We start from the raw sequence: 25585 nt of genomic DNA on the forward strand, positions 1-25585 counted from the left end.
ACATTTTAAAGGGCCGCTTCCTCACAACCCGCTTATGCCAGCTGGCGGTGTCAACCTTGACAACCTCGCTTTTTTTTTAGACTGCTGCCAACGCGGAGGGACTTGGTGGTTCATTGATCAATCCTGCGAAATTGATTTCAGGTGATGACTACTCCAGGCTGTCGGAAACGGCAAAAAAATTCTCGGCAAACGTAAAAATAGCTATAGCTTGCCGTCGTTTATATGGGTGTCACTTTAAAAACGCTGGGAAATGAAAAATAACTGTGTATTTCATCCTTTCCGGCAAATTGGCAAAAGTATCTCGGCAATCTTTTAGTGGTCCAGCAGCGGTGTTATTTCTGGTGGAACAGTAAATAAATTCCTAAATCCTCAAATCAGAAGGGAGAAAAGTGCTATGTTACTAGAAAAGTACAGAAACCTGCTGGCTATTCTCCAAAAAATGGAGACGGTTGTGGTCGCTTTTTCAGGAGGGGTGGACAGCACGTTTTTGCTTAAAGTCGCTATTGATACATTGGGTTATGATAATGTGTTAGCCATTACAGCAGATTCGGAAACCTATCCGTCGAGCGAGTTGAATGAAGCACTTATGCTATCAAAATGGATTGGCGCCAACCATCGTGTCATTCAAACTTCGGAGTTAGCCATTCCTGGATATACAGCAAATAACCAAAATCGCTGTTACTTTTGTAAAAGTAGTTTATTTGATCACTTGCGTCCTATTCTTGAAGAATATGAATTTAATAATATTATTTATGGTGTTATTGCTGATGATGCTAACGAATTTCGTCCAGGTATGAAAGCTGCTAAAGAAAAAGGAATCAGGGGCCCGCTTCAGGAAGCCGACTTGTTCAAAGAAGAAATAAGAGTATTGTCCAAGGAAGCAGGTTTGCCAACCTGGGATAAACCGTCATTTGCTTGCCTATCCTCACGTATAGCCTATGGCGATATCATTACAAAGGAAAAATTGACGAAAGTGGATAAGTCAGAGGCTTACTTAAAATCATTGGATATTCACCAGGTACGAGTCCGGACGCATGGGGAGACGGCCCGAATTGAAGTCGAACCCGCTGATATGCCGCGAGTGCTTAAATATCATGTCGCGATTACGAAACGGCTGAAGGAATTCGGTTATAAGTATGTATCAATGGATCTCACTGGCTATACGAGCGGGAGTATGAATATAGCGCTTGAAAAGGAAGAGATGTTATGATTGACGACATTTTAGAGCAGGTTCAAAATGGTACATTGACTGTAGCGGAAGCAAAGGGAAAACTTGCATCCTATGAAAATTTAGGATTTGTAAAAATCGATCACCATCGTAAAAAGAGACAAGGATTTCCCGAAATTGTGTTTGGAGAAGGGAAAACAGCTGAACAAATTTTAACGATTGTCCAATCGCTGCGGATAAGGAATGATTCCGTGCTTGTGACGCGTATTTCTCGGGAAAAAGCGGTTTTTGTACAAAAAGAATGTAGTGATTTTGAGTATAACGAGATTGCACGGACACTTGCATGGGTTAAAGAAAAGCCGAAATCCGGCGGTACATATATCGCAATTATATGCGCCGGGACTTCAGATTTGCCGGTTGCTGAAGAAGCAGCCGTAACGGCCGAAACTCTAGGTATTCCAGTCAGGCGTATTTACGATGTTGGTGTTGCTGGGCTGCACCGCCTCCTTGATCATATAGACGAGATACGAAGTGCTACCGTTTCAGTTTGTGTCGCGGGTATGGAAGGGGCACTACCAAGTGTGTTAGGAGGCCTTGTCATGAATCCAATTATTGCTGTGCCGACAAGTGTCGGGTACGGTGCGAATTTTAACGGTTTATCGGCCCTTTTATCGATGCTCAATTCATGCGCATCAGGTGTAAGTGTGGTAAACATCGATAATGGATTTGGTGCGGCCTACAATGCAGCGCTTATTTACAAACTTGTACATAAAAAGGAGATCAATGATGATGAGGACATTATATTTTGACTGCTTTTCCGGCATAAGCGGAGATATGGTAATTGGTGCGTTGATTGATGCAGGTGCAGATCCTTTACAAATGGAAGAAGAGTTAAAAAAGCTGAACATAGATGAAGAATATACTCTGTCGTGGGGGAAGGTCGTCAAAAATGGCATTACGAGTACTAAATTTGATGTCATTCTCACCAGTGGATCAGAGCAACCACATGAACACGAACACAGTCACGAACATAGTCATGAAAACAGCCAAAGTAATGGACATGAACACAGTCATAGCCATGAACATAACCATACCCATGAACACGAACACAATCATATCCATGTGCATCACAATCATCATGGCAGCCGTACGTACAAACAAATTGTGGAGGCAATAAATGAGGCTAACTTTAATGAATCGGTATCGAACATGTCACTCGCCATTTTTAAGAAGATTGGTGAAGCGGAAGGGCACATACACGGGCTTCCTCTTGAAAAAGTTCACTTTCACGAGGTAGGAGCGGTAGATTCCATTATAGATATAATCGGGGCAGCAATTTTAATCAATCAGCTAGGTATCGAATCAGTTCAGTCATCAGCCATTCCAACGGGGTCTGGACATATACATATTGATCACGGCATATATCCGGTTCCTGCACCTGCCACTCTTGAAATATTAAAAGGGGTACCAATTGCCGCAAACGATATTCGTTCTGAATTAACAACGCCGACAGGTGCTGCCATCTCTGCGGTTTTAGCTGAAACATTTGGCTCGCTTCCAGCCATGACTGTCGAATCGATTGGCTATGGAGCGGGAACAAAAACATTTGAAAATCATCCGAACGTCCTTCGCATTATCATCGGGGAGATTCAATGAACCGCCCACCTGATCATGAGCATCTTGATGAACAAATGGTAAAAATGGAAGTGAACCTGGATGATATTTCCGGTGAATGGCTTGGACATGTAATGGATTTGCTGTTTGAATCAGGAGCAAATGATGTATATTATACGCCAATCTTCATGAAAAAAAATCGACCAGGGGTGTTATTGCAACTTCTCTGTTCACAGCAGTTGATTTCGAAAATGAAGAAAATATTATTTGCTGAAACGACGACGCTTGGTATACGCTACTATCCGCTTACCGTGCACCGGCTCGAACGATCTTTTTTCAATGTGCATACACAATGGGGGAAAGTGACGATAAAGAGAGGGCTCCATGAGGGTTTGCCCATGCAGCAGGCACCTGAATATGAAGATTGCCGTAAAATTGCCATGCAAAACAATATACCGCTTAAACGGGTGTATGAAGAAGTATGGAAGTGTCTCGGGAAGGTGGTGGAAAAATGAGTTTCGTTTCGATTCTCACATTAGGCTTCCTATTGGGGATAAAACATTCGTTAGAGCCGGATCACGTTATTGCAGTTGCAACCACAGCAGGAAATACGAAAAAATTATCACGTTCCACTCTAACGGGGGTGTATTGGGGAATAGGCCATACATGTACCCTGTTTCTTACAGGGATGCTGTATATTTGGATGAAAGGGGAAATTCCGGAGTCGTTAAGCATGACGTTGGAATTCGGTGTTGGTGTTATGCTAGTTATGCTTGGGGCGAAAAGTTTATTTAAAGACCGCCTTAATATCACGAACGACCATGATGGATTACGTCCTTTTTTGGTGTCTGCATTAATTGGGTTCGTCCATGGTCTCGCCGGCAGTGCCGCAATGGTCATCCTAACGATGTCGACCGTTACCGGTATAGGTGAAGGATCCATCTATATAATTATATTTGGCGCAGGGACGATTATTGGGATGCTGTGTTTTACAACTATACTGGGCATACCGTTTGCTTTGAATGGAAAGAACATCGGTATAAACCGAACCTTCATCAAACTGGCGGGAGCTATAAGTTTTGGATTCGGACTTTATTATATATACAAATTGGGTGTGACAGAAGGATTGTTTGCGCTTTGGGCGAATTAATATAGCATAAAGGGAATCTCAGGCTGTCTGTAACGCATAGACAGTCTCTTTTTTTATTAAGTTCACAATATGTTTCCGAGGAGGTTTCTCTTGGTTGAAATAAGGGGGATATGGTCTCGTTGGTTTCCGTTCAAGGCGGGTTTGCTGCAACAAAAGTTGGATGGCACAGCTAACAAAAGGCTTGTGCAAATGGGGACACTACAATGGACTTGTTCATACATTGGTTTGTTTGGCCGGTATCATAGTAAATACGCGATTGTACATGTATAAAAAAACCTATGACACTTCAATTCCTTTTTTTAATAAGGGTAGTAGTGTCATAGGAAAAGATTCGGAAACTAGATAATGCGGTTGCCGCTAGGCAGATATCCCTTTATTTTTCCTTTGAAGAATCCAAATTTCCATTGCCCCGGAGCCCAGCAATACACCTGAAACAATGAAGATCAGTCCAATGAAGTGTGCAGGCACTATGGCTTCATTAAGGAAAAATGCTGCCCCTAACAGAGAGAATAAAGTGTTTAAGTTAAGAAAAATGGATGATTCGGCTGCGCCTACCTGACCAATTGCATAATTATAGCCCATGTGCCCAAGGGCAGTGGCAAAAATAGCGGAGAAAAAGACAGATGGAATGCGGTGCAGTTGCCAGTGAAGATAAGCCATCAGGTTCTTTCCATAAGCTGATGGCAAAAAGGATAAAAGACCCGATCAGCATCATGTAGCCGGTTAATAATCGTGGATCCATTGTTTTGGATGCTTTATTAATAAGAATGAAACTTAACGCCTGTGACAGAATTGAAAGCAAAATATCAATATCCCCCAGATTAATAGACTGTATTCCTCCACTTCCTGCCATAACGGTAAAACTCACTCCTAACGCACCGCATATAAAGCCAAGAAGCCGGATTAATGTGGGCTTTTTGCGAAAGAATATCATAGTCAATATGACTGTCAAAATAGGACCCATACCCAAAATCAGCCCAGCATTCGAAGCGGAAGTCTTCGTTAATCCCTCAGCTAAAAAATAATGATGAAAAACGACACTCAAGAGTGCTCCTCCAAAAACGTAAAAAAGTTCACTTTTTTTAGGAAGACGTATTAGACCAAGAAAGAAAAGGATAATAATGACTACAAGGGAAGCTGTAAAAATTCTCAAAGATGTTATTGTTACGGGCTGTGTATTCGCAACTAAAATTTTAATAACTGAGACGTTCAATCCCCATGTGATCATAATTCCCGTAAGTAAGATGTAAATTTTCACAAAACTCATTCAAAACAACCTTTCAAACTTATTTAACAATTGATATATTATACAACTTACTCCAAATTAATAGCAAAGAGTAAAATTTTAATAAGATATCCAGGATAAAAAATCAGAAACTGATAATCAATTAAAAATCCAATACCGATTTTACGTAATATGGATATTTACCATGGTTTAAGCTGAAATATGCACGGAAATAGGTCGAATAAAAATAAAATTACAAATTATCAAACTTTTCTATTGTTTTTGGTAGGGTTTTCATTTACAATTTCCTTATGATTTACCAAACCGGTTTAGTAATTAGCTAAATCGATTTAGTGTTATCGCATGTTTTATTTTTTACTTGATTGTTCGAAAGAAGGAGGTACTGTATTGTCATCAAAATATGGTGTTTTAACGCTCGGCGACGCCATGATTACGCTAAATCCGGAAGAAACAGGACCTTTAAGATTTGTTACCCGTTTTGAGCGAAAAGTAGGAGGCGCTGAACTCAATTTTGCGATTGGCTGTGCAAGGCTTGGCCTGAGGGCAAAATGGTTAAGCCGTTTAGGCAAGGACGAGTTCGGTAGAGTCATATATAATTTCGCACGCGGGGAAGGCGTGGACATGAGTGATGTTGCCTATGTAGATGGATATCCAACATCCATTAACTTTAAAGAAATACGGGAGGATGGTTCCGGAAAGACATTTTATTACCGTTATCAATCTCCCATTCTGACTTTAAAGCCGGAAGATATAACGGAGAAGATGTTTGAAGCGATTGATATAGTCCATCTTACTGGAGTTTTCTTGGCTATAGACCCCAAAAATGTGGATATTGCCAAAAGGGTGATGGAAATAGCGGAACAAAAAAATATCCCTGTTTCGTTTGATCCGAATATCCGATTGAAACTATGGTCCATCGAGGAAGCGAGATCGGTTTATTTCGATATTTTCCCATATGTGGATATTTTGCTTACAGGTTTAGATGAAATAAAATTGATCACCGGAAATGACACTCAAGAATCATTGGCGGAATTCGCAAAACTGAATGATATTGATCAGCTTGTCATCAAAGACGGGAAACATGGTTCAAAACTATATACAAAAAGGGAATGGCATGAAAAAGAAGCCTTCCCTGTTATACCGGTAGATACTGTTGGAGCGGGGGATGGTTTTGATGCCGGTTATATATACGGATATCTTCATGGCCTATCCATCGATGAAAGATTGACATTCGCTAATGGTGTAGGAGCTCTTGTCACGACTGTTTCAGGGGACAATGAAGGTTTACCATATTTAGATGAAGTAATGCCTTTCATACAGAATGAGGCTGTTATTGAAAGATAGAAGACTGAAAGGAATGAGGGGATAAAATGACAACAGTAACGATACAAGCTGAGGAAGCAAAACGATTAGTCATAAAACAACTGACCAAAGTGGGTTTAAATGAAGAAAATGCCGGAAAAATCGCAGAGGTATTGGTTCATGCCGATCTAAGAAATGTCAATTCCCATGGTGTTTTGCGAACGGAGCATTATGTAAACCGTTTACTGGCAGGAGGTATAAATCCCGATGCACAGATTTCCTTTCAAAAGACAGGGCCTGTTACCGGTGTAGTTGATGGAGATGATGGATTTGGGCATGTCATTGGCGAAGTGGCCATGGACCATGCGATTGAAATGGCCCGGAATAACGGAGTGGGCATGGTGACTGTTTTTAATAGCAGCCATTGCGGAGCACTAAGCTATTTCGTTCAAAAAGCCACTGATGCAAAGTTGATAGGCATTGCGATGTCACATACCGATAAAATTGTGGTCCCTTTTGGAGGAAAAACCTCATTTCTTGGTACAAACCCTATCGCTTATGGAGTTCCTGCTAAAACAAAGAAACCCTTTATCCTTGATATGGCAACTTCGCATGTTGCATGGGGGAAAATCCTTCAGGCGCGTGAAGAAGAAAAGGAAATCCCTGAAGGATGGGGAGTGGATGAAAATGGAGCCGCGGTCACAGACCCGAATAAAGTCGTTTCCCTTTCCACTTTCGGAGGCCCGAAAGGCTATGGTCTATCCGTAATTGTAGATGTGTTTTCTGGATTATTGGCAGGCGCGGCATTTGGTCCGCACATTGGGAAAATGTACGACGATCTTGATAAGAAACGAAAGCTGGGACACTATTTTTGTGTAATTAATCCTTCGTTCTTTACGGATACCGATATATTTTTAGGACAAATGGATCATATGATTGAAGAACTGCAGCAGGTTGAACCTGCTCCAGGGTTCGAACGCGTATATGTACCTGGTGAGATTGAACAAATCAATGAAGAAAAAAACCTGAAACAAGGTATAACGATAGCTGCAAGTGTTTATGAATTTCTTACAAAGTAGGTGGAAGAAATGAAAGCGGTTCAAGTACGTAAAGCTCATGAACTTATCATTCAAGAAGTGGAAAAACCCCAGATTTCGAACTCAATGGATGTACTTGTGAAAGTAAAAAGAGTCGGGATCTGTGGATCGGATATGCATATTTACCATGGTACGAATCCCCTTGCAACTCTGCCGCGGGTAGTTGGGCATGAGGTAGCGGGAGAAGTTGTGGAGATAGGTCAAGGTGTCGCGGGCATAAAAGTGGGGGACCACGTTGTTATTGAGCCAATCAGTTATTGTGGGGAGTGTTACGCTTGCCGTAAAGGTCGCCAAAATGTTTGTGAAAAACTGTCCGTTTTTGGCGTGCATGAAGATGGTGGGATGAGGGAATGGTTCGTCCTTCCCGAGAAACAATTACATGTTGTGGATTCCGCTTTAGCTTGGGAAGAAATAGTATTGGCTGAGCCTTATACAATTGGCGCACAGGCCGTTTGGAGAGGCGAAGTGGAGGAAGGGGAAACAGTGCTTATCCAAGGAGCAGGCCCTATTGGAATTTGCATATTAAAGATGGCAAAGCTTCAAGGCGCATCAGTGATGATCACGGATTTAAGTGATGAGCGTTTGGAATTCGCTAAAGAAAGCGGCGCCGATATTACCGTCCATGCGGGAAAAGAAGATGTTCAAAAGCGAGTACAGGAATGGACGAAGGGCGAAGGGGCCAACGTCGTCATTGATGCAGTATGCTTGCCGATGACATTTGAATTGTCATTCGATGTCGTATCAACGGCTGGCCGGATTGTCGTACTGGGTTTTGATGAACGTCCTGCATCCGTTTCCCAGCTGCCAATCACTAAAAAGGAAGTATCGGTAAAAGGATCTAGATTGCAAACCAACCAGTTCCCAAAAGTGGTCAAGCTGTTAAATGAAGGCAGACTCAGACATGAAGGTTTAGTTACCCATACATTTTCACTCGATGATATCCAAGAGGCATTTAATTTTGTTGAAAATCATCCAGAACAAGTTCGAAAAGCGATCATCGTTTTTAATTAAGGGGGTAGGAGTTATGGATAAACATTCTATTATTCATCGAATAACGGAAACGAAAGTTGTAGCTGTTATCCGTGGGCAAGATGCAGGGGAGGCAGTACAACTTTCGAAAGCAGCTGTGGAAGGCGGTGTTCAGGCAATCGAATTGACTTACACAACACCGGGAATTGAAGAAGCTTTCAAACAATTGCAGAATACGAATGCACTTTTAGGAGCAGGCTCGGTACTGGATTCTGAAACGGCACGACATGCGATTTTAGCTGGTGCCAATTTTATCGTCAGTCCCTATTTTGTCAATGGTGTTGCTGAGCTTTGTAATCGATATGGCATTCCCTATATGCCTGGTTGCATGACAGTTAAAGAAATGGCTATGGCATTGGAGGCAGGTTGTGATGTTTTAAAATTATTTCCGGCAAACCATTTTGAACCTTCTTTCATCAAGTCGGTTAATGGTCCCCTTCCCAATGTAAGGATCATGCCAACCGGCGGAATTAATTTGGACAATATGAAGGACTGGCTGAATGCAGGCGCGGTATCAATCGGTATCGGCAGTGACTTGAACAAAGCCTATAAGAATGGCGGCTATGAGGCCGCAGTGGAGTTAAGCAGAAAATACATGCAGAAAATTGCGGAATGATGGAGGTGCATGATGAACATTACATTTAGATGGTACGGGAAAGACAATGATACTGTTACATTGGAGCACATTAAACAGATTCCTGGAGTGAAAGGGATTGTCTGGGCACTACACCAAAAACCTGTTGGTGAGGTATGGGAAAAGGAAGAAATTAAAGAAGAAATCGAGTATATCCAATCATTTGGTTTTCACACGGATGTCGTGGAGAGTGTAAATGTCCATGAATCGATAAAATTGGGTAACGAAGATCGCATGATATATATAGAGAAATACAAAGAGACGATTCGCAATCTTTCGGAAGCCGGAGTGAAAGTCATTTGTTATAACTTCATGCCGATCTTTGATTGGACTCGGACGGAAATGTTCCATCCTTTGGAAGATGGCTCAACTGCCTTATTTTATGAAAAGGCGAAAGTGGATACGTTAGATCCGCAAGATTTAATTCGTACTGTAACCGAAGCTTCAGATTTAACTTTACCCGGTTGGGAACCCGAAAAGATGGATCAAATTTCTGAATTATTCGAAGCTTACAAGACTGTTGACGAAGAGCAGCTATGGGCGAATCTTGAAATATTCCTTAAAGAAATATTACCTGTTGCCGAGGCTTGCGGTATAAAAATGGCAATACATCCTGATGATCCGCCATGGTCCATTTTTGGCTTGCCAAGAATCATCACCGGAGAATCGAGTTATGAAAAACTGATCTCGATTTCGGATTCGCCGTCGAATGCGTTTACCATGTGTACAGGCTCGATGGGGGCAAACCCAAAAAATGATATGGTCCAAGTAGCTAAAAAGTATGCAAACCGTGCACCTTTCTCCCATATACGCAATGTGAAGATTTATGAAAACGGTGACTTTGTGGAAACGTCCCATCATACTCAAGATGGTTCCATCAATATACAGGGTGTCGTGGAAGAATTGAATAAGCAAAATTATACGGGTTATGTCAGACCGGACCACGGCCGCCATATTTGGGGAGAAGTTTGCCGCCCAGGTTACGGTTTATATGACCGAGCACTTGGAATCATGTATTTGCTGGGTTTATGGGATGCATATGAAGCTACTAAATTAGGTGAAAAATCATGATTCCCATCCATGAAAACCTAACAAACAGGGTAGCGGTAATCACTGGAGGCAGTGGTGTATTATGTTCCAAAATGGCTGTGGAATTGGCCCGTCATGGTGTCAAGGTAGCGATATTGAATAGAACGGCTGAAAAAGGGCAAGAAGTGGTCGAACTCATTGAACAATCAGGGGGCGCTGCGATATCCATCGCGACAGACGTTTTGGATAGAACTTCATTGGAAAATGCAAGGGAGAAAATAATAGAAACGTTCGGTAGTGTTGATCTATTAATAAATGGAGCGGGAGGCAATCACCCTGATGCCATTACAGCTCCAGAGAAATATGGGGAAGAAGCGGAAGGAAAATCCTTTTTTGATTTGGATGAAAATGGTTTCTCTCAAGTTTTTGCCAGTAATTTCACCGGTACATTTTTGGCCAGTCAGGTTTTTGGAAAAGAGTTATTGCAAGTGGAAGCACCAGTTATCGTAAACGTATCTTCCATGAGCTCCTACGCTCCAATGACTAAAGTACCAGCATATAGTGCTGCCAAAGCTTCGATAAATAATTTCACTATGTGGATGGCTGTACATTTTGCCGAAGAGGGTTTACGGGTGAATGCCATTGCTCCGGGATTCTTTTTGACGAAGCAAAACCGGGACCTGTTGCTTAACGAAGATGGCAGCATGACAGAAAGGTCTAATAAAATCATTACCGCGACACCAATGAAGCGTTTTGGTCAGCCTGAAGATTTACTCGGTACTTTGCTGTGGCTCGTTGATGAATCCTATTCGGGTTTTGTCACGGGAATAACGGTACCTGTCGATGGGGGCTTCATGGCATACTCAGGCGTCTGAATTCAGTTCCAATAAAAAAGCAATAAAGTGACCGATTGTACATTAGTTCAATTAGTTCGAGGGTAGGGGAAATTGACTTTTTTACTGCATCAGAAGGTGATTGTAAAGCTTTACTTATTATAATAGAATATTCCTTATATAAATAAGCCAATATTGTTTTATGGCTTTAGGCAGAGAAATGAAAAAACACGACAGGAATGAATGAAAATGAAAACCATTACAATTACTGATGTCGCCAATCACGCGAAAGTATCAAAAAGCACGGTTTCCCAATACCTGAACAAGCGATACGAATATATGAGTGAAAAAACCAGGAAAAAAATTGAAGAGACTATAGAAGAGTTAAACTATCAGCCTAATATAATTGCGCGTAGTTTAAAACAAAAATCCACTTTTACAGTTGGGGTAGTGGTTGCCAACATCCTTCATACGTTTTCAACGCAAGTTATTAGAGCTATAGAAAACTACTTTTATGAACAAGGGTTCCATATTATCGTATGCAATGCAGATGATAATCCTGAAAAAGAAAAGAATTATATTGAAATGCTAAGAGCTAAACAAGTGGATGGGATCATCATTTTTCCCACAGGGGATAATCTGGATTTATATAAACGGATGAAGAGTGATCAATTCCCGATTGTTTTCATGGATAGGACGATCGAGGAATTAAATATTGCAACAGTCATGCTCGATAATCACCTTGCTTCCAAGTTAGCCATTGACCGGTTTGTTGAAAGGGGTTTTGAAAACATTGCAATCATGACCACTTCAATAATACGCGATATCAGTCCCCGAATCGAACGGATCCAAGGGTACAAGGATTCACTCGCGTCACATGGGATACCATTCAATTCTGAATATATTAAAACAGTGAACGTAGATGAAATTCCGAATGCACTTTCAGAATTTTTCGAATTGGAAAAGCCGCCTCAAGCCATATTGGCAGGAAATGATATCGTCCTTAATGAGGTATTGCGTTATATGAAACAGCACGAAATCAACATACCTGATGACATAGCGGTCATAGGAATCGATGATGTACCGTATGCCAGTTTCTATACACCGACCATCACAACGGTTAATCAGCCAGCCATTGAAATGGCCAACTTGGCAGCAGAGTTACTGCTTAGTCAAATCAATAAAACAGGAAATGAGGATACAAGTGTCCATCGCTTGAAACCGACTTTGCTTTCAAGGAATTCTTGCTAGAAACGGATGTAAGAATTCCTGTGAAAAAGAAAACGCTTAATTGCGGGAATTCTAAACCGATTTAGTTATAGGTCATATAGGCTTTACTCTTGGTTATTAAATGGAAACGTTTCCAAAAATGCGGCTGCATTTATTGAAGCGTATAGGGGGGTACTTTATGTTTTCAAATGGTAGAGGAATGGTCATCGTTTTCTTGTTCTTGGCAGGGGTAATAAATTATCTGGACCGATCTGCACTGTCCATTGCGGCTCCGTTCATCCAAGATGATTTATCTTTAACTGCAACACAGATGGGAATTATCTTTAGTAGCTTTTCTGTTGGATATGCCATCTTTAACTTCCTTGGAGGAATGGCGTCCGATAGATGGGGTGCGAAGCTAACGCTTTTTGTTGCGATGATCGTTTGGTCTTTATTCAGTGGTGCACTTGTACTTGCTGTCGGTTTTGCGAGTATGATAGTCATCCGCATACTGTTTGGGATGGGCGAAGGCCCTCTTTCGGCAACAATCAATAAAATGGTGAATAACTGGTTCCCAGCGAATCAGCGGGCATCTGTCGTTGGTTTAACGAATAGCGGGACACCGCTTGGTGGCGCAATTGCAGGTCCAATAGTTGGATTTATTGCGATCTCATATGGATGGAGAGTTTCTTTCATTGCCATTATGGTGATTGGTCTTATATGGGCGATTTGCTGGTGGAAATTCATTAAAGAAAAACCAGAAGAGTCAAAAGAACAGAAACTTACGGGGAAATCTTATGTAGCGGCAACATCGGAAGAAAAGGTGAAATTCACCTTTTATTTAAAACAAAAAACGGTTTTATTTACAGCTCTAGCCTTTTTTTCTTACAACTATATTCTCTTCTTTTTCTTAACTTGGTTCCCAAGCTATTTGGTGGATGCACGCGGCCTAAGTGTAGAAAATATGAGTATCATTACAGTGATTCCTTGGATTTTTGGATTCATCGGACTTGCTTTGGGTGGATTCGTGTCGGATTTCTTTTTTAAAAAATTCGCTCAAAAAGGTGTTTTATTCTCACGTAAGCTCGTACTTGTAACATGTTTGTTCTTATCGGCGGTATGTATCGGTTTTGCCGGACTTGTATCCACAACGCTCAGTGCGGTTACACTTGTCGCACTTTCCGTCTTCTTCCTATATTTGACTGGTGCCATTTACTGGGCAATCGTCAACGATGTTGTCGACCCTGGTAATGTTGGATCTGTTGGAGGTTTTATGCACTTCTTGGCAAATACAGCAGGAATCATCGGACCTACTTTAACAGGATATATTGTCGATACCTCAGGCACATACACAGTTGCATTCTTGCTTGCAGGTGGATTGGCCATCGTTGCATCGCTTGCAGTCATCCGTTTTGTACAACCGATAGGAAAGCCTGCGTAATAGATTGTTAGAATGGAAGTGTCTCCCAAAGGATATATCAAGGGAAGACACTTCCATTTTTAATCGATCGATATTTTTCCATGTTTAACAGACATGAATTTTACCATCCTAGCCCATTCGATTTTCTTTGCGAAATGCAGCAGGTGTCTTATCATTGTATTTTTTAAAGGTACGATAAAATTGGGGCATACTTTCAAAACCACACATTTCAGCAATATTGGCAATGGTGTGATTCGTTTCCAGTAATAGTTCCTTTGCCTTGATGATCCTTTTCGTATTTAAATACACGATTAACCCAATTCCAGTCGTTTCCTTAAAAACTCTGCTGAAATGAGCGGGACTGACCAATGCTTTGTGTGCAAGTACCGTCAAGGATAATGGTTCACCCAAATGGTCATTAATATAAATTAAAATATCTTTGATCCATTCTGAGCTATAGCTTTTGCCTTCAGTAAAATCTTGTTTGTCATTTATCCGGGTACGGTATAAATCAAGTATGATTTGGTGAACGACCAGCAAACAAGCATGTCTCGAACCCATTGAATGGCTAGTTGACTCTTGCAGGATGAGGTGGAGCTGTTCTTCGATCTTTACTTGTTTCTTTTGCGGCAAAGATATTTTATAATTCTTACTCTTTTTTGTTAGGTCAAACAAATGTAAATATGAAAAAGAATCATCAACCATATCTTTATATATTAATGTTGGACTGAAAAAGATAATGGTGGATGTAACAGGATCGTCCTTGTTGGGTAATGCCCTATGAATGGTATTATTCGGGATTAGGAATACATCCCCTTGCTGCATATCATAAAACACATCACCGATAAAAAAGGTACCCTTACCGTTATAAACATAAACAATTTCATAATGGTCGTGCATATGATCTGACAATTCAGTCTGAGGACTTTTAGTATCTTGATAGACAAAAGAAAATGGGAAGAGTAAATCATGTTTTAATGGATTATGGGTTTTTTTCATTTCGTTCAGCTCCTGAAAATATAATACAACAAGAATGAGTATATTTATAGCAAAATATGCAATTTATATTTCAAATATTGATGTTAAAATGATAATAGATTCAATAGAAAATATATTTAAACACAAAAATGAAAGGGCTTTCTAAACGTATTGACGTTTGCTCTTTGAACGTCATCACCCATGATAAGGAGGGGACAAAATGAATAAATTTGTTCAATTGCATTCAAATGATGATGTGGTTATTTCCTTGGAGGAGATTCATAAAGGACAGAGCCTCCAGATTCAAACAGAAGACAGCGGTATGATCCATATAAAGGCAAGTGACGACATTCCTAAAGGGCATAAGATGTCAGTGAAACCGGTAAAACGAGGGGGGGACGTAATCAAATTTGGCTACTCGATCGGAAAAGCTAAAGAAGATATCTCCATAGGGGATTGGGTTCACACCCATAATCTAGCATCCGGTTTGCAGGGTATATTGGATTATTCCTATAAACCCAGCATTCAAGATACAGAAGAGCCAAGTCAAAATCATACCTTCCAAGGATTTATCCGTGAAAATGGGGAAGTGGGTATCCGGAATGAAATCTGGATCATCAACACGGTCGGTTGCATCAATAAAACATGTGAAGTTCTCGCTAAAATGGGCAATGAGCAGTTTAAAGATCGCCAAATTGATGGGGTTCATCATTTTTCCCATCCCTACGGTTGTTCTCAATTGGGAGATGATTTGACCCATACACAAAAGCTATTAGCGGCCTTGGCTCAACATCCGAATGCAGCCGGGGTTTTGGTTGTAGGATTAGGATGTGAGAACAATCAAATCGAAGCATTTAAAGAAGTAATAGGCGAATTTCCTCCAAATCGAATTAAATTTTTAAAAGCCCAAGAGGTTGATGATGAATTAGAGAGCGGCTTACGTTTAATGGGAGAATTAGTGGAATATGCGGAAGGGTTCGTACGAATGCCCGTACCGGTTTCAAAGTTGAAAATAGGCTTGAAGTGCGGGGGTTCCGATGGTTTTTCAGGCATTACCGCTAATCCATTGGTTGGTGCGGTTTCCGACCTAATAGTAGAACATGGCGGGACGACGATATTGACAGAGGTTCCTGAGATGTTTGGAGCGGAAACGATATTAATGAACAGGGCAAAGGATGAAGACACCTTTAATAAAATCGTTGGCCTTATTAATGATTTCAAACAGTATTTCATTCGCCATGATCAGGAAATTTATGAAAACCCTTCACCTGGAAACAAGGTGGGCGGCATAAGTACACTGGAGGAAAAATCACTTGGATGCACGCAAAAAGGGGGCCATGCCACTGTAGTGGATGTAAGCCCATATGGTGAACGAGTATTGAAGCATGGATTGAATTTGATCAATGCTCCAGGGAATGACCTGATTTCGGTGACGGCCTTGGCGGCAGCGGGCGCACATATCGTTCTATTCACCACAGGAAGGGGAACACCTTTTGGCGGTCCGGTGCCAACTGTAAAAATAGCTACGAATTCAGAATTGGCCAAGCGTAAAAAGCACTGGATTGATTATAATGCCGGGCGGTTAATTGAAGGTCAAAAGATCGATGAATTAAAGGACGATTTATTCCAATACATCCTTGAACTTTCATCCGGTAAAAAGAAAACGAATAATGAAAAATTCGGTTATAAGGAGATAAGCATCTTTAAAGAAGGAGTCATTCTTTAATACATATCTCATAAAAAAGGAGTGTTAATCAGTGAAGACTATCGTTTGTGAACAACCTTTTGAATTTAAGATGATCGTGTCGGAAAAACCAGTTCCAAACCCGGGGGAAGCTTTGATTCGTGTGCGGCGCATAGGAATATGCGGTACTGATATTCATGCATATGGAGGTAATCAACCCTTTTTTAGCTATCCTCGAATACTTGGCCATGAACTATCCGGTTATATTGAATTTATACCGGAGAACGCATCAGGATTGAATGTCGGGGATCAAGTATCGATCATTCCCTATATGGAATGTGGAAAATGCATCGCATGCAGAAATGGAAAAACGAACTGTTGTACAGATATGAAAGTGTTGGGTGTACATAAGGAAGGCGGTATGTGTGAATGGATTACGGTTCCTTATGATCATTTGGTGAAAACCGAGGGTCTTACACTTGACCAATCGGCAATGATAGAGCCTTTAAGTATAGGGGCCCACGCGGTCAGACGGGCTGCTATTCATAAAGGGGAATTTGCACTTGTAATTGGTGCTGGTCCAATTGGCTTGGGAGTCATGGCATTCGCTAAGGAACAGGGTGCGAAGGTGATCGCAATGGATGTAAATGATGAACGCCTTGCGTTTGCTCGCAAATGGGCAAATGTCGATTATTCTTTGAACGTATTGGAGAATCCAATGGAGAAATTAGCTGAATTGACAAATGGAGATATGCCAAGCGTAGTATTTGATGCGACAGGTAATGCTAAATCAATGATGGATTCATTTAAATTCCCTGCTCACGGCGGAAGGTTGATATATGTAGGTTTGGTTAAAGCGGATATTTCCTTTAATGATCCTGAATTCCACAGTAAAGAGCTTACATTAATGGGAAGCCGTAATGCAACAAGGGATGACTTTGACTATGTCGTAAAAACGCTGAAAAATGATAAGTTGGATATGAGTCAGTATATTACACACCGCACACATATGGATGAAATGATCAATCAATTTGAGGGGTGGTTAACTCCTGAAGCTAAAGTGATCAAGGCCATTGTTGAAATATAAGTTTAAGGTTTCAGGTCGTAAGGACAACCACTTGAAATTGTACTCCGAATTGGATATTCCTATGAGAAAGGAGTTTTTTGGTCATGAACATGAATAAAGGTCACCTGAAGAGTCTGAGTAAAGATACAAAAGCTGTCCAAAATCAACATATGATGGATTTTCCCATAAAGGTATTGCAGATTGGGGAGGGGAATTTTCTCCGCGGCTTCTTTGATTGGATGATTTATGAATGTAATAAACAAGGTCATTTCCTGGGAAGTATTGCTGTTACCCAGCCTCGCCCCGCTGGAAAAGGGAAAATAGAGGAACTAAAGCGGCAAGATGGACTGTATACATTAATGTTAAGGGGTTTTCACCAAGGTGAGAAAGTGGAACATCCAGAGATCATTTCCGTTTTTTCAAAGGTAATTGATCCTTATGATGAATGGATGGAATTTTTAACATTATCCGAAAACCCTGCATTGGAATTTGTAGTTTCCAACACGACCGAAGCAGGAATCAAATATCAGCCGATTCCTTTGGAAGAAGGAGTGCCGATTGAATCTTTTCCAGGAAAACTGACTGCATTTTTATATCGGCGCTATCTGCATTTTAACGGTGATGCGGAAAAAGGACTCATCATGCTACCTTGTGAGCTTTTAGAGAGAAATGGTGATTCATTGAAGCAATGTGTTCTCAAGCATGGCAGTGATTGGGATTTACCAAAGCCATTCATGGAGTGGGTGGACCGGGACAACCTATTTTTAAACTCGCTTGTAGACCGTATCGTAACAGGATTCCCCGCTAATGAGTCGGAAAAACTATTTGAGGAATGGGGATATAAGGATACTCTCCTAAATACGGCTGAACCCTATCATTTATGGGCTATTGAAGGTGACCCTTCTATTGATGAACGTCTACCTTTACAAAAAGCCGGATTAAATGTGCGTTGGGTTAAAGATTTAGTACCTTATCAAATGAGAAAAGTACGGATTCTTAATGGTTCACATACCTTGATGGCTCCTCTAGGCATTTTATCTGGATTGGTAGAAGTAAAACAGGCAATCGATCATCCGGATTTCTACAGATACTTGAGCATGGCCATCGAAGAGGAAATAATCCCTACATTACCTTTTGCTCATAATGAGATGATGCTATATGGGAAAAGCGTTCTTGAACGATTTATGAGTCCCTATGTACATCACCTCCTTGCCGATATTTCGCTGAATAGCATTTCGAAATTCAGGGTTCGTCTCCTGCCAACTTTAGAGGAATATTATAAGGCGAAAGGTAGCCTGCCTGACTGCATCGTACGAGGTTTTTCGGGCCTAATCCGATTTTATAAGGTTTACGAAGTGAATGGGAATTATATAGGTAAAAGCTTTAAGGGTAAAGAATATGTCGTTAAAGACGATATAAAGACAATTGAATTTTTTAGGGAACAATGGCTTCGTTATGAGAGTGGAGATATTACACTTTTACAATTGATAGAGGCCACCTTAAGTAATCAATATCTATGGGGGAAGGATTTGGGTTATATCAAAAACCTAGGAAACGAATTATGCCTAAAACTAGAAGAGATGATTGACTGAAATTATCCGTTGAAAGGTGATGGGCTAGGTAAAGTTCATGAATATTATTCCAATCTCTTATTTTTTACTTTATTTTATTTGTATTTTTGGTATACTAGATTAGTGATATTTTTTCTTGGTAGATTCCTAAGGGAAAGATATCAAAAGAATTACATATTCTTTATTCCCGTGAAGGGGAGTAGCGTCAGGGATAACCTGAAATAAAGTCGTCATTACGTGGGATTCCACCGGCTTTATTGGCCTAATTCATTTAGTGCTTAGCGAGACCTTTGCCATAAATGGCAGAGGTCTCTTTATTTTTGTATAAAGGAGGAAAATGTGTTGGATTTTTTAACAGGTGAATTTATTTCAGGACTTTTAGCGATCATTATGATAGATTTGGTTCTTGCCGGTGATAATGCGATCCTTATTGGATTGGCTGCAAGAAAGCTTCCAAAAGATCAGCAAAAAAAGGTGATAATATGGGGAGCGGTCGGGGCAATAGTGATAAGGATCATTGCAACGCTGCTGGTTGTTTGGCTCTTAGAGGTGCCAGGACTGCATTTAATAGGGGGATTACTTCTTGTATGGATTGCTTATAAGCTCCTTATCGATGAAGAAGAACATGATTTGAAGCCTGCAGACTCTATGTGGGCTGCCATAAAAACTATCATTATTGCAGATGCATTGATGGGATTGGACAACGTCCTAGCTGTGGCAGGTGCTTCTCATGGTAACTTCACTTTAGTGGTAATCGGTTTACTTGTATCAATTCCAGTAGTGATGTATGGAAGCACTTTGATCCTGAAACTGATCGAACGCTTCCCATTCATCATAATAATTGGTGCGGGAATACTAGGCTGGACAGCTGCTAAAATGATCGTAGCCGAGCCCTTCATGCACGACTACTTTACAAATCCCTTCATAAAATATGGATTTGAAGCGATAGTAGTGATCGGAATCCTGGTTGCCGGGACTTCAAGACAGCAAAAAATAGAAAAAGAAAAAGCAAACAAAGAGAAAATGCAAATCGAACGTAATGGGTAATTAGCCTAAAGAGACCTTTCAAAAATGAAAGGTCTCTTCTTTTTGTCTAGAATAAGTTACCAAAACAAGGAAAGGGTGTCCAAAGTCCGGACTTTGGACACCCTTTTGCGAATATTTAAAGGAAGCAAAAACAGGCTCTTATGTCTTTATTAATACATGAATTGAATGAGTGACTAATTCCCAATATCCAGATGCATTTCAATTGCAATGTCTGAGCCAAATGGAGCGATCATTCTTTTTGTTAGTTTAAGTTAATCCATACACTTTTAACTTCCGTATAATTATCCAATGCATAACTGCCCATTTCCCGACCGATTCCACTTTGTTTATAACCACCAAATGGAGAAGCTGCATCAAAGGCGTTATAACAGTTTACCCAAACTGTACCTGCCTTTAATTCATTAGCCACATAATGGGCCTTTTTTACATCTTGTGTCCATAAACCAGCGGCCAATCCATATTCAGTGTTATTTGCACGGTTTATTACATCGTCCAAATCGTCAAAAGGCATGGCAGCTACAACAGGACCGAAGATTTCTTCTTTAGCGATTGTCATTTCATCTTCAACACCTGCAAATATTGTAGGTGCTACAAAATAACCCTCACCTTGTCCGTAATTGCCCCCTGTAACCACTTCAGCTCCTTCAGACTTCCCTTTTTCAATATAACTGCCCACTCTTTCCATTTGTTCACTGGAAACCAATGGCCCTATCTGGGTTGATGGATCAAGACCGGCCCCTTGTTTAATATTTTTTGCGTGGGACACTAAGTCAGCTACCACGTTATCATAGGATTTCTTCTGAATATACAGCCGGGAACCGGCACAGCAAACTTGTCCTTGATTAAACATGATGCCCATCAAAGCACCAGGAATGGCTTTACTCATATCTGCATCCGGTAAAATGATATTAGGTGATTTCCCACCTAGTTCCAACGAGATTTTTTTCACAGTGCCCGAAGCTTGGCGCATGATCATTTTCCCTACTGAGGTTGAACCGGTAAAGGCAATTTTATCGACATCAGGATGGTCTACAAGCGGTGATCCTGCTGTTTCCCCAAATCCAGGTATGACATTAAGAACGCCAGGAGGAAAACCGGCTTCAAGCGCCAATTGCCCTAAATATAATGCTGAAAGCGGCGTTTGCTCCGCTGGTTTTAAAACGATCGTACATCCGGTTGCAAGGGCTGCACCTAATTTCCATGCCGCCATAAGAAGGGGGAAATTCCAAGGGATGATCTGTCCTACCACTCCAACTGCTTCATGACGGGTATAATTAAAGTAATTTCCTGCAACAGGAATTGTTTGACCCACTATCTTAGTGGTCCATCCAGCATAATAACGGAAGTGATCAATGGCGAGGGGGACGTCGGCATTAGTGGTTTCACCAATTGGCTTACCATTATCCAGGGTATCTAATTGTGCTAACGCCTCTTTATGATCCTCCATTAGGTCCGCTAACTTATAAATGAGGCGACTGCGTTCCGATGCACTCATTTTTTTCCAGGGACCGTTGTCGAAAGCCTTGCGGGCTGCTTTGACTGCTTTATCTACATCTTCTGGTCCTGCTTCACTCACAATGGCCAGAACCTTGCCATTTGAAGGATCGAGAGTCTCAAAAGTTTTTCCTGAAGCAGCTTCCACCAATTCCCCATTAATCAATAGCTTTTTAGTGCCCTTTAGGAATTCTTGTACTCGCGGATTAAGTTTAATAGTTTGTTCCATGTATAATACCCCTTTTCATATTAAAGTTCGATCATGAAAATCTGTCCGGATAATTGCGTTCTCTAAGTAAAAGGATCAGGCATATGCTTATGTCTTCGATAAAAGTTTCCCTTTGGCTGATCTGTTGCATATATGGATTTCTTTGGTCCTGATGGTACACAGCTATTCTTAATAGACCTAGTAGGCAAGGAAAACACTACCCAACGGAATACAAGGCTTTCGACTTACTTGATTCTTTCCCCCCTCATCAAAAAGGAATCAATTACTCATCATGTAATTATGCAAGACTTATGCCAATAATAAAAAACCAATAAAATCAAGGGAATTGGATAGAAGGAAGCCACCTAACTGTTCCACTTTGGAACAGTTAGGTGTTCCAAAGTGGAACAAAAACGTTTAATACTTGGCAAAAAGGCAATTTTCATTTTGGTGGATATCTGAATTTTCTGTTATAATTAAATTATATGGATTAACCTTAATACTCTTAAACTGTAGGTTGTTTAGAGTTGCCTAATTGAAATTGAATCGAAAAACAGTGGCCGTTTACTGGATTTTACATACGGGAGGACTTATTCAATGTCTATTAATATTAGCGCGGATAAAGGAACCGTTCCGGCATTTATTCAAGAATCATGGAAGCGGTGCCATTCAAAAGGACTTCAGCCTAGCACGATGGATAAGGAAGATATGCTTGGCGCATTTGAGTTGGCCGAATACCACGATCAATATGCAGAACTGCTGTACCATTCTTCCCCCATTTTAGAGGAAGTTCATAGCTCGATTAATGGCTTGGAGTCCATTTTATTACTTGCTGCTCCTGAAGGTTATATCATCGAAACAGTTGGCGATCCAGCTTTCATTCGGCATGCAGATAATGTTTCCCTCAGAAAAGGGGCCAATTGGCTAGAGGAATCAAAAGGGACAAATGCAATAGGAACAGCCATTGTAGAGAAAAAACCCGTATTGATTCATGGCAATCAACACTTTCATCAGGATAACCATTTCCTTACTTGTGCCGCTTCCCCCATCTATCACCCTGATGGGCATCTGCTTGGTGTCTTGAATTTAAGCAGTCATCAACAGAATTATCATCCTTTTTCCATTAGCCTGGTTCAAAGGGTGGCTGATAGCATCAAACAAGCACTCTTATTGTCACATACTCAAAAAAGGGAGAAAAACCTTTATTTTATATATGATCAATACCCTGATCCTCTAATTACCCTTGATAAAGAGGGAAAAGTTACAAATCTCAACATTGCGGCGTCCAAAGTTATTGGCACATTGAAAAAACCGATACCGAATATAATATCAAGATTAGACCCGCTTGTTTTAGAACAGAAGATTTCAATAAAAGACCAGGAATACACAGTTCAGACCCTTGGTAAAAATATAGAAAATCAGTCCTCCGTGATCCTACGGTTAAAAAAACAAAAATTGAATGATGGTTTAACTAATCGATATCAATTTACCGATATAATCAGTAATGATCCACAAATGAATCAAACCATATCCATTGCCAAAAGGGCAGCAACACTTGATATCAGTCTTCTAATCACTGGAGAAAGTGGAACGGGAAAAGAACTGTTCGCTCAATCCATTCATGGGGTTAGCTTAAGAAGCGATAAACCGTTCATCGCGATCAACTGCAGTGCAATACCCGAAAACTTATTGGAAAGTGAGTTATTCGGGTATGAAAAGGGTGCCTTTACTGGCGCAAAAAGCGGCGGACATAAGGGGAAGTTCGAAGCTGCTGATGGCGGAACCCTGTTTTTGGATGAAATCGGGGACATGCCGCTTCCAGCTCAAGCGACTCTACTTCGCGTGCTTCAGGAAAGATGTGTGACCCGTGTCGGCGGACATGATTCCATTCCAATCGATGTAAGGGTCATTGCCGCCACAAACAAAGACTTACAAAAAGAAATTGAAGCGGGGGAATTCCGTGCCGATCTATTTTTTCGCCTGTGTGGATTATCGTTAAAACTTCCAAATCTCAGGAGTCGTAAAGATTTATTACTGTTAGCAGAATACATTTTAGAAGGTTTAGCTTATAAGAGCGAACATACCGAATTAACGCACGAAGCTAATACATTCATTTTGGAATATTCGTGGCCAGGAAATTTCCGTGAATTGCAAAACGTGCTTGGACAGGCTGCATTCCTAGCTGATAATGGTCCGATTACAAGGGACTTACTCGAGGCACTTTGCCCTGTTTCTTCCATTACACTTGAAGAAAAGGCAAATGCCGATCGAGAACCAAGAAACTTTCGAGAACAAGAAACCAAACTTATCAGGAATGCCTTGGAACGAACAAATGGAAATATCAGCAACGCCGCAAAACAACTTGATATCGGCCGAAATACACTTTATAGAAAAATGAAAAAATACGGAATGAACTTTCAAAAAGTAAGAGATTCTTAGGATATAAAAAGCAGGAATGAAGAGTTTCCTTTTTATGAAAATCTCTGACCTGATTTGGTCGTTTCTTTGTTATCGCAAGCAACTATATGCGGACCAGCAAACCTTGTTTCCTTACAAGCTACTTTTCATCTGCAAAACAATAAATAATGAAGTGCAGGAAATCAAAATCTCATATAGAATGATGTTATTGATATAATATCTAAAATTCCGCAAGGGGATGTGTGGTCAATAGTATGGAGTTGTCATCTGAACATAAGGAGTACAAAAATGTTTTGATTCGATATCTGGAAGAAAATGAATCTTTGTTTTTAAATGAATGGAACGAGACCATTAAGATCAATGAAATAGACCCCTACAAAGAAAAAGTTAAAGAAAATGGATATGGGATGTACTCACTGGTCATCCAAACGTTCAAGGAGGCATTGTCGGAAGACGTGCTGATAAGGTTGGCTTACCAGGTTGCAAAAGAACGCCTTGAAGCAAATATCAACATCGGGGATTTTCTATATAATATTAATTTAGGGAGAAATATCATAATCAGAAATGTTTTTGGGGCCAATATCCCCATTTATTATATGCAGAAATTCATCAATGACATCAACTTGCACTTTGATTCATTCAGCTATCATGCAGTAACGAGATATACGAATCTTACAAATGAAGTGATTGAGGAAAAAAAGTCTTATATAAGTGAAAACCACAAAGATAAATTAGCGGTACTGGGACAGATATCATCAAGCTTTGTACATGAGTTCCGAAACCCGCTTACAGCTATCATGGGGTTCAATAAATTACTAAAGCGGGAGAATCCAGAGTTGAAATATTTGGATATCATTGATTATGAATTAAATCAGTTGAATTTCAGGATAACCCAATTCCTCCATACTTCCAAATCTGATTTTAATGAGGAACAAAGAGAGGAAATTTCCATATTAAAGTTAATTGAAGAAATACAAGAACTGACTTATGCGAATATTGTGGATGCCAGCGTTAATGTGGAAATAGATATATATCCAAACTTAGTCATGACAGCGAGCAAAGATGGGTTAAAACAAGTGTTCTTGAATCTTTTCATTAATTCCATTGATGCTTTAAAGGATAGGGAACACCCTAGAATTTTGAGGATAAACTCTTTAATTGAGGCGAATGAAAGAATAATTCGAATCTCTAATAATGGACCGGCCATTGCCAGTGAATTGATCGAATCTATTTTTGAGCCCTTTGTCACAACAAAAGAGTTAGGAACCGGAATTGGATTATACGTATGTAAAAAGATCATTGAAAGTAATGATGGGTATATGAATTGTGACTCTAATGAAAATTTAACCACATTCAGCATCCATTTCCCAAATGTTCAGTACTAAATT

The 25585-nt window shown here is 40.5% G+C and carries 24 protein-coding genes; 20 read left to right on the forward strand and 4 right to left on the reverse strand.

Annotation, left to right across the window (positions count from 1 at the left end; translation table 11 throughout):
* Positions 1 to 394: 394 nt before the first annotated feature.
* The 6 genes from larE (at position 395) to QUF94_RS12885 (ending at position 4202) form a co-directional block, all read left to right on the forward strand.
* Positions 395 to 1210, forward strand: coding sequence for an ATP-dependent sacrificial sulfur transferase LarE (larE, locus tag QUF94_RS12860; RefSeq protein WP_289316199.1), 816 nt, complete (start codon positions 395 to 397; stop codon positions 1208 to 1210).
* Positions 1207 to 1977, forward strand: a complete 771-nt coding sequence (gene larB / locus QUF94_RS12865; RefSeq protein WP_289316200.1) for a nickel pincer cofactor biosynthesis protein LarB — start codon at positions 1207 to 1209, stop codon at positions 1975 to 1977. The genes larE and larB overlap by 4 nt, the downstream gene beginning before the upstream one ends.
* The gene (gene larC / locus QUF94_RS12870; RefSeq protein WP_289316201.1) at positions 1958 to 2824 is read left to right on the forward strand and encodes a nickel pincer cofactor biosynthesis protein LarC; all 867 of its coding nucleotides are present in this window, start codon (positions 1958 to 1960) and stop codon (positions 2822 to 2824) included. Before larB ends, larC begins: the two co-directional genes overlap by 20 nt.
* Positions 2821 to 3297 carry a nickel pincer cofactor biosynthesis protein LarC2 gene (larC2, locus tag QUF94_RS12875; RefSeq protein WP_289316202.1) on the forward strand — a complete coding sequence of 159 codons (477 nt, stop codon included), beginning with the start codon at positions 2821 to 2823 and terminating at the stop codon, positions 3295 to 3297. The genes larC and larC2 overlap by 4 nt, the downstream gene beginning before the upstream one ends.
* A complete protein-coding gene (locus QUF94_RS12880; protein WP_289316203.1) occupies positions 3294 to 3932 on the forward strand; it encodes an urease accessory protein UreH in 639 nt (212 codons plus the stop codon). The genes larC2 and QUF94_RS12880 overlap by 4 nt, the downstream gene beginning before the upstream one ends.
* A 90-nt stretch (positions 3933 to 4022) precedes the next feature.
* Positions 4023 to 4202 (forward strand): hypothetical protein, encoded by a 180-nt coding sequence (locus QUF94_RS12885; RefSeq protein ID WP_289316204.1) that lies wholly within the window; start codon positions 4023 to 4025, stop codon positions 4200 to 4202.
* An 87-nt stretch (positions 4203 to 4289) separates the two neighbouring features.
* Here the strand turns inward: QUF94_RS12885 and QUF94_RS28795 are convergent, their stop codons facing one another.
* Positions 4290 to 4592 (reverse strand): EamA family transporter, encoded by a 303-nt coding sequence (locus tag QUF94_RS28795; RefSeq protein WP_353957757.1) that lies wholly within the window; start codon positions 4590 to 4592, stop codon positions 4290 to 4292.
* Positions 4504 to 5199, reverse strand: a complete 696-nt coding sequence (locus QUF94_RS12890; RefSeq protein ID WP_353957758.1) for a DMT family transporter — start codon at positions 5197 to 5199, stop codon at positions 4504 to 4506. Before QUF94_RS12890 ends, QUF94_RS28795 begins: the two co-directional genes overlap by 89 nt.
* A gap of 366 nt (positions 5200 to 5565) precedes the next feature.
* On the opposite strand from QUF94_RS12890, the gene QUF94_RS12895 reads away from it, so the two are divergent.
* From QUF94_RS12895 to QUF94_RS12930, 8 genes are all read left to right on the forward strand, one after another.
* Positions 5566 to 6522 (forward strand): sugar kinase, encoded by a 957-nt coding sequence (locus QUF94_RS12895; protein WP_289316205.1) that lies wholly within the window; start codon positions 5566 to 5568, stop codon positions 6520 to 6522.
* Between the two features lie 26 nt (positions 6523 to 6548).
* A complete protein-coding gene (allD, locus tag QUF94_RS12900) occupies positions 6549 to 7559 on the forward strand; it encodes an ureidoglycolate dehydrogenase (RefSeq protein ID WP_289316206.1) in 1011 nt (336 codons plus the stop codon).
* Positions 7560 to 7568: 9 nt separating this feature from the next.
* The gene (locus tag QUF94_RS12905; protein ID WP_289316207.1) at positions 7569 to 8588 is read left to right on the forward strand and encodes a zinc-binding alcohol dehydrogenase family protein; all 1020 of its coding nucleotides are present in this window, start codon (positions 7569 to 7571) and stop codon (positions 8586 to 8588) included.
* Positions 8589 to 8601: 13 nt separating this feature from the next.
* A complete protein-coding gene (locus tag QUF94_RS12910) occupies positions 8602 to 9222 on the forward strand; it encodes a bifunctional 2-keto-4-hydroxyglutarate aldolase/2-keto-3-deoxy-6-phosphogluconate aldolase (RefSeq protein ID WP_289316208.1) in 621 nt (206 codons plus the stop codon).
* A gap of 12 nt (positions 9223 to 9234) precedes the next feature.
* Positions 9235 to 10311: a mannonate dehydratase gene (gene uxuA, locus QUF94_RS12915; protein ID WP_289316209.1), complete on the forward strand. Its 1077-nt coding sequence runs from the start codon at positions 9235 to 9237 to the stop codon at positions 10309 to 10311.
* Complete coding sequence (locus QUF94_RS12920; RefSeq protein WP_289316210.1) at positions 10308 to 11144, forward strand: SDR family oxidoreductase; 837 nt, start codon at positions 10308 to 10310, stop codon at positions 11142 to 11144. Before uxuA ends, QUF94_RS12920 begins: the two co-directional genes overlap by 4 nt.
* Before the next feature lie 207 nt (positions 11145 to 11351).
* Positions 11352 to 12353 (forward strand): LacI family DNA-binding transcriptional regulator, encoded by a 1002-nt coding sequence (locus tag QUF94_RS12925; RefSeq protein WP_289316211.1) that lies wholly within the window; start codon positions 11352 to 11354, stop codon positions 12351 to 12353.
* A gap of 157 nt (positions 12354 to 12510) precedes the next feature.
* Positions 12511 to 13752: an MFS transporter gene (locus QUF94_RS12930; RefSeq protein WP_289316212.1), complete on the forward strand. Its 1242-nt coding sequence runs from the start codon at positions 12511 to 12513 to the stop codon at positions 13750 to 13752.
* A gap of 108 nt (positions 13753 to 13860) precedes the next feature.
* On the opposite strand, the gene QUF94_RS12935 is transcribed toward QUF94_RS12930, so the two are convergent.
* A complete protein-coding gene (locus tag QUF94_RS12935) occupies positions 13861 to 14730 on the reverse strand; it encodes an AraC family transcriptional regulator (protein WP_289316213.1) in 870 nt (289 codons plus the stop codon).
* 199 nt (positions 14731 to 14929) lie between these two features.
* Between QUF94_RS12935 and QUF94_RS12940 the strand changes: the two genes are divergently transcribed.
* The 4 genes from QUF94_RS12940 (at position 14930) to QUF94_RS12955 (ending at position 20077) form a co-directional block, all read left to right on the forward strand.
* Positions 14930 to 16435 (forward strand): UxaA family hydrolase, encoded by a 1506-nt coding sequence (locus QUF94_RS12940; RefSeq protein ID WP_289316214.1) that lies wholly within the window; start codon positions 14930 to 14932, stop codon positions 16433 to 16435.
* A 31-nt stretch (positions 16436 to 16466) separates the two neighbouring features.
* Entirely contained in the window at positions 16467 to 17480 is a 1014-nt protein-coding gene (locus QUF94_RS12945) for a zinc-binding alcohol dehydrogenase family protein (protein WP_289316215.1), read from the forward strand.
* Positions 17481 to 17563: 83 nt separating this feature from the next.
* Positions 17564 to 19051 carry a tagaturonate reductase gene (locus tag QUF94_RS12950; RefSeq protein ID WP_289316216.1) on the forward strand — a complete coding sequence of 496 codons (1488 nt, stop codon included), beginning with the start codon at positions 17564 to 17566 and terminating at the stop codon, positions 19049 to 19051.
* A gap of 321 nt (positions 19052 to 19372) precedes the next feature.
* Positions 19373 to 20077 (forward strand): TerC family protein, encoded by a 705-nt coding sequence (locus QUF94_RS12955; RefSeq protein ID WP_289316217.1) that lies wholly within the window; start codon positions 19373 to 19375, stop codon positions 20075 to 20077.
* 241 nt (positions 20078 to 20318) lie between these two features.
* Here the strand turns inward: QUF94_RS12955 and QUF94_RS12960 are convergent, their stop codons facing one another.
* Positions 20319 to 21800 carry an aldehyde dehydrogenase family protein gene (locus QUF94_RS12960; RefSeq protein WP_289316218.1) on the reverse strand — a complete coding sequence of 494 codons (1482 nt, stop codon included), beginning with the start codon at positions 21798 to 21800 and terminating at the stop codon, positions 20319 to 20321.
* Between the two features lie 576 nt (positions 21801 to 22376).
* On the opposite strand from QUF94_RS12960, the gene QUF94_RS12965 reads away from it, so the two are divergent.
* Positions 22377 to 24218 carry a sigma-54-dependent Fis family transcriptional regulator gene (locus tag QUF94_RS12965; RefSeq protein ID WP_289316219.1) on the forward strand — a complete coding sequence of 614 codons (1842 nt, stop codon included), beginning with the start codon at positions 22377 to 22379 and terminating at the stop codon, positions 24216 to 24218.
* Positions 24219 to 24451: 233 nt separating this feature from the next.
* On the forward strand, positions 24452 to 25582 hold the full coding sequence (locus QUF94_RS12970; RefSeq protein ID WP_289316220.1) for a histidine kinase N-terminal domain-containing protein: 1131 nt from the start codon (positions 24452 to 24454) through the stop codon (positions 25580 to 25582).
* The last annotated feature ends 3 nt before the right edge of the window (positions 25583 to 25585 follow it).

The sequence above is a fragment of the Peribacillus sp. NJ4 genome (assembly GCF_030348345.1).
In the GTDB taxonomy this organism is placed as follows: Bacteria; Bacillota; Bacilli; order Bacillales; family DSM-1321; genus Peribacillus.

Excerpts from the sequence above, each read along its gene's own strand:
- QUF94_RS12940 (WP_289316214.1), top strand. The coding sequence starts at position 14,930 with ATGAATAAATTTGTTCAATTGCATTCAAATGATGATGTGGTTATTTCC.
- QUF94_RS12920 (WP_289316210.1), top strand. The coding sequence starts at position 10,308 with ATGATTCCCATCCATGAAAACCTAACAAACAGGGTAGCGGTAATCACT.
- QUF94_RS12930 (WP_289316212.1), top strand. The coding sequence starts at position 12,511 with ATGTTTTCAAATGGTAGAGGAATGGTCATCGTTTTCTTGTTCTTGGCA.
- QUF94_RS12970 (WP_289316220.1), top strand. The coding sequence starts at position 24,452 with ATGGAGTTGTCATCTGAACATAAGGAGTACAAAAATGTTTTGATTCGA.
- QUF94_RS12950 (WP_289316216.1), top strand. The coding sequence starts at position 17,564 with ATGAACATGAATAAAGGTCACCTGAAGAGTCTGAGTAAAGATACAAAA.
- QUF94_RS12960 (WP_289316218.1), bottom strand. The coding sequence starts at position 21,800 with ATGGAACAAACTATTAAACTTAATCCGCGAGTACAAGAATTCCTAAAG.
- QUF94_RS12935 (WP_289316213.1), bottom strand. The coding sequence starts at position 14,730 with ATGAAAAAAACCCATAATCCATTAAAACATGATTTACTCTTCCCATTT.
- larC (WP_289316201.1), top strand. The coding sequence starts at position 1,958 with ATGAGGACATTATATTTTGACTGCTTTTCCGGCATAAGCGGAGATATG.
- QUF94_RS28795 (WP_353957757.1), bottom strand. The coding sequence starts at position 4,592 with ATGGCTTATCTTCACTGGCAACTGCACCGCATTCCATCTGTCTTTTTC.
- QUF94_RS12880 (WP_289316203.1), top strand. The coding sequence starts at position 3,294 with ATGAGTTTCGTTTCGATTCTCACATTAGGCTTCCTATTGGGGATAAAA.
- QUF94_RS12890 (WP_353957758.1), bottom strand. The coding sequence starts at position 5,199 with ATGAGTTTTGTGAAAATTTACATCTTACTTACGGGAATTATGATCACA.
- QUF94_RS12925 (WP_289316211.1), top strand. The coding sequence starts at position 11,352 with ATGAAAACCATTACAATTACTGATGTCGCCAATCACGCGAAAGTATCA.
- larB (WP_289316200.1), top strand. The coding sequence starts at position 1,207 with ATGATTGACGACATTTTAGAGCAGGTTCAAAATGGTACATTGACTGTA.
- QUF94_RS12905 (WP_289316207.1), top strand. The coding sequence starts at position 7,569 with ATGAAAGCGGTTCAAGTACGTAAAGCTCATGAACTTATCATTCAAGAA.
- larE (WP_289316199.1), top strand. The coding sequence starts at position 395 with ATGTTACTAGAAAAGTACAGAAACCTGCTGGCTATTCTCCAAAAAATG.
- uxuA (WP_289316209.1), top strand. The coding sequence starts at position 9,235 with ATGAACATTACATTTAGATGGTACGGGAAAGACAATGATACTGTTACA.
- QUF94_RS12910 (WP_289316208.1), top strand. The coding sequence starts at position 8,602 with ATGGATAAACATTCTATTATTCATCGAATAACGGAAACGAAAGTTGTA.
- QUF94_RS12965 (WP_289316219.1), top strand. The coding sequence starts at position 22,377 with ATGTCTATTAATATTAGCGCGGATAAAGGAACCGTTCCGGCATTTATT.
- larC2 (WP_289316202.1), top strand. The coding sequence starts at position 2,821 with ATGAACCGCCCACCTGATCATGAGCATCTTGATGAACAAATGGTAAAA.
- allD (WP_289316206.1), top strand. The coding sequence starts at position 6,549 with ATGACAACAGTAACGATACAAGCTGAGGAAGCAAAACGATTAGTCATA.